Below are 3,166 nucleotides of genomic sequence, written 5' to 3'. Positions count from 1 at the left end.
TATCTAGCATCTATAGATTCCATAGGTGATATTTTTTGTCAATGCGTAAGTCCTAATTTATTTAAATCGCGTCCAATATAATCTCTTTTAATTTTTTCATTATAAGCCCCACCATTTGTATTAACTGTTCTTTGCTTATTTGTTGTTGGTATTATCTGCTTTATGGGTGCTAATATAGGTTGTGTTTTTACTATACTTTGATTCCTTAAATGTAAAAAAATACCTGATAAAAATAAAGTTAGTCCTAATATAGTAATAAAAATATTTATTGTGAATGCAGTATGAATTAATGCAAGTAATAATGATATACAAAATGAGCTGATTACTATAAATAATAATGAATTTCTTGATTTTATACTCAAAAAAAACATCTATATAACCACTAGATAGTGTAGGAAGTACCTGTAAATCATTTATTGAATAGTATTTATACTTAAATAGTATTAACCACGTATTACAATAAAGTATGTAACATAAGTCACTATTTATATGTGATTTCAGTAATTTAATATAAAGTTAACCTTTGCAAGCGGTATTGTTACAAATAGCTTTCTCTAACTCGATTGCGTCTACTGCTTCGACTACCGATAATCTCAAGGCTTTTTCAAGTTTTGCTGACTCTACACCGCAGCCTTGATGCGATCGCTTTATGGTCACTAGAGTCAATTAATATATCAAGCTTCATCAATAGTCAGTACAATTTATTTTCGAGGGCGATCGCCCTTTGTACCATTTAGTCGAGATGCCTCAGATTTTGCAGAAGAAGTAGAATTTCCACCTTTTTTAGCAAGTTCAGCCATCCATTTTTTAGTTCCAAATATTCCGTTCATCAAAGCAGGAATACTCAAATCTACATCTAGGGTTTTCCAATGTAATCCTTCACCAGAAGGTGTTACCTCTACTTCTGCTAAATCCTTGACCGAAGCACCCGCCAGTCCTTCCCCTACCTCTGAAGGGAACCCAAACATACATTTGTTAGACAAGAAGACTATAATCATTCCTAAGTAAGCGTCATAAAAAGCACGAGTAGCTCGTGGTTCAGATGTGGCGATCGCATCTGAGTTTGCTCTGGCATTGGCTAGCTTTTCTTTTAATTCTTCTGTAGCCGCAATCTTTTTAACCATGATATTCTCGCCACTTTTTTAGTAGTTCCAATTGGTGATCTGCAACTAACTTTAAGGCTTTAACCGCATCTTTATCACTCATTTCTGGGGATACCGAAACCCACTCTGGAGTTAGGTTTTCATCTCCTATGTTGATTTTTGACTCTCCGCCCCCTTTAAAAACATGGACATGAGCAGGAATATGATCGTTAAGGTAGATACGAACCTCGAAACCGCCTTTTCTTAAGATTGTTGGCATTTGATATCTTATTTTATCAGAGATAACCTAAGCGTTTGGATTTATCAGTACATTGAGTACCTAATATTCAATTCCTAATCCCCAGTACCTCGCACACCAGCCAAGATAAAATTAACTGCTGCTTGAGTATGCTGCTCAATCATTTCTGGACTTAGCAGTTGCAAATCTGGTCTAGTATGCTTAATGTTTTCGTAAGCGTTGAAGTATAAATTACAAACTCCAATAATATGCAGGGTGGTGAAAAATGGATCGAGTTGACGGAAACAACCTTCCGCCATCCCCCGCTCTAAAATCTTGATGAGATAGCTAAAATTTTCTTGCCAATTTCCCTCTTTAAAATACTTACCCTGATTTTGGTTTGCTTCTTGGAACCAAAGCATTCCTCTATGCGGGTGAGCAGCTTCATAAGCGATCGCTCCTTTGACTAGCAGTTTCAAGGCTTCCTCTGGTGGGAACCGATCCAAATTTAGCTGCTCAAACCCTTCATGCATCTCCACCGCCGGACGTTGCAGAACCGCTTGATATAGTCCTTCCTTGCTCTGGAAGTAGTAGTAAATCATCGCTGTAGTGACACCTGCACCTCTAGCGATCGCTCCTGTCCGCGCCCCTTGAAGTCCATTTCTGGCAAACTCCGCTTCCGCCGCATCCAGAATCTGCCTTTTCGTTGCTTCTGCATCGCGCACCTGACGCGGCTTTTTAGATGAGAATTTTGACTGCGTTGAACGACCCACATTGCTCCATCATCATAACGAAAATATATTAACTAAAAACTTGGTTAGTAGTTGACATAGAAGATGAAATTTATTAAATTAATACTTACTAACTAAAAAATTAATTAGTTAATTGTATAACTTGTCCATGCAGTAGCCGAAGTTAGCCGAGCAAATGCCCGGTAGTATTAGTTCGTCCATTGCAGACAAGACTTTAGTTATCCCAATTTACATTCAAAAGAGTGATGTAGGACAGGTGACACCAGCTTGCCTACAACTTTTAAGTTTCAATATTGCGTTGCCTTTTACTAACTCATCTAGCGATTTTTCAAAAAACTATCAATCAATATTTTGGAGAAAAAATGGAACCAATTTTACCTGGTGCGCCTTGGTTAATCGCGCACAAATTTATATTGGAAGTGAATAAACCAAATAAAATCACATTAAATGGACAGGATTATATTATTTGGCAAAACCAAAAAGGCGAAGTCTTTGCCCTTGATAACATCTGTCCGCACATGCAAGCACCCTTATCAAACGGCTGGATTTGTCAAGATAGAGATACTATTACTTGCCCTTTTCATGCACTAGAATTTGATGGACAAGGCAGACTACAGCAAGGAGATAAAAAAGACACTCAGCCAATTACCAAACCATTAGAGTTAATTATTAGCAATGACTGCATCTGGACTTATGCTGGATTTGAACCAAGATTGCCCATCCCAGATTTGCATCAGAAAATTGTCGATGAATACGAGTTCATTGGAGTAACTGGGGAAAAAAGTATTCAAGGTTAATTTTTGAGTAACCTAATGGTTAACTATGACTATAATCACCAAAATGGTACTCATAAAGAACTATTTAAAATTACATCTTGTAATGTAAGTCATTTTGAAGAAAAAGGATACTCTGCTACAGTCAAACAAGAACTGACAAGAGCTAACAACACATTAGGAGAAATTATCAAAAATCCTATTTTGGGAATATTCCCGAAAACGCTTGCTAACACACTCGAATACGCTTTTCCTTCAACTACAGCGGGAGCATCCACTTTTGGCAGAAACACTCAAATAGCAAGTAAACCATTCAGATAA

The 3,166-nt window shown here is 37.1% G+C and carries 7 protein-coding genes; 2 read left to right on the top strand and 5 right to left on the bottom strand.

The features are described from left to right. Nucleotides 1-38: 38 nt before the first annotated feature. From HWQ42_RS02535 to HWQ42_RS02515, 5 genes are all read right to left on the bottom strand, one after another. Complete coding sequence (locus HWQ42_RS02535) at nucleotides 39-362, bottom strand: hypothetical protein (protein WP_292809011.1); 324 nt, start codon at nucleotides 360-362, stop codon at nucleotides 39-41. Between the two features lie 154 nt (nucleotides 363-516). Beyond that, nucleotides 517-666 carry a hypothetical protein gene (locus tag HWQ42_RS02530; protein WP_292809010.1) on the bottom strand — a complete coding sequence of 50 codons (150 nt, stop codon included), beginning with the start codon at nucleotides 664-666 and terminating at the stop codon, nucleotides 517-519. A 35-nt stretch (nucleotides 667-701) separates the two neighbouring features. Further along, the gene (locus tag HWQ42_RS02525) at nucleotides 702-1,124 is read right to left on the bottom strand and encodes a DUF2442 domain-containing protein (RefSeq protein ID WP_292809008.1); all 423 of its coding nucleotides are present in this window, start codon (nucleotides 1,122-1,124) and stop codon (nucleotides 702-704) included. After that, on the bottom strand, nucleotides 1,117-1,362 hold the full coding sequence (locus HWQ42_RS02520) for a DUF4160 domain-containing protein (protein ID WP_292809006.1): 246 nt from the start codon (nucleotides 1,360-1,362) through the stop codon (nucleotides 1,117-1,119). Before HWQ42_RS02520 ends, HWQ42_RS02525 begins: the two co-directional genes overlap by 8 nt. A gap of 74 nt (nucleotides 1,363-1,436) precedes the next feature. Then, nucleotides 1,437-2,093 carry a TetR/AcrR family transcriptional regulator gene (locus tag HWQ42_RS02515; RefSeq protein ID WP_292809004.1) on the bottom strand — a complete coding sequence of 219 codons (657 nt, stop codon included), beginning with the start codon at nucleotides 2,091-2,093 and terminating at the stop codon, nucleotides 1,437-1,439. Nucleotides 2,094-2,434: 341 nt separating this feature from the next. On the opposite strand from HWQ42_RS02515, the gene HWQ42_RS02510 reads away from it, so the two are divergent. Both HWQ42_RS02510 and HWQ42_RS02505 read left to right on the top strand, forming a co-directional pair. Continuing rightward, nucleotides 2,435-2,869 carry a Rieske (2Fe-2S) protein gene (locus HWQ42_RS02510; protein ID WP_292809002.1) on the top strand — a complete coding sequence of 145 codons (435 nt, stop codon included), beginning with the start codon at nucleotides 2,435-2,437 and terminating at the stop codon, nucleotides 2,867-2,869. A 15-nt stretch (nucleotides 2,870-2,884) separates the two neighbouring features. After that, on the top strand, nucleotides 2,885-3,166 hold the full coding sequence (locus tag HWQ42_RS02505; RefSeq protein ID WP_292809000.1) for a hypothetical protein: 282 nt from the start codon (nucleotides 2,885-2,887) through the stop codon (nucleotides 3,164-3,166).

The organism is Nostoc sp. JL23 (assembly GCF_017115065.1).
Classification (GTDB): domain Bacteria; phylum Cyanobacteriota; class Cyanobacteriia; order Cyanobacteriales; family Nostocaceae; genus Nostoc; species Nostoc punctiforme_A.
This window is presented reverse-complemented; position numbering and strand designations above follow the sequence as displayed.

Coding starts and splice junctions, on each gene's coding strand:
- HWQ42_RS02525 (WP_292809008.1), bottom strand. CDS start 1,124: ATGGTTAAAAAGATTGCGGCTACAGAAGAATTAAAAGAAAAGCTAGCC.
- HWQ42_RS02520 (WP_292809006.1), bottom strand. CDS start 1,362: ATGCCAACAATCTTAAGAAAAGGCGGTTTCGAGGTTCGTATCTACCTT.
- HWQ42_RS02510 (WP_292809002.1), top strand. CDS start 2,435: ATGGAACCAATTTTACCTGGTGCGCCTTGGTTAATCGCGCACAAATTT.
- HWQ42_RS02505 (WP_292809000.1), top strand. CDS start 2,885: ATGGTTAACTATGACTATAATCACCAAAATGGTACTCATAAAGAACTA.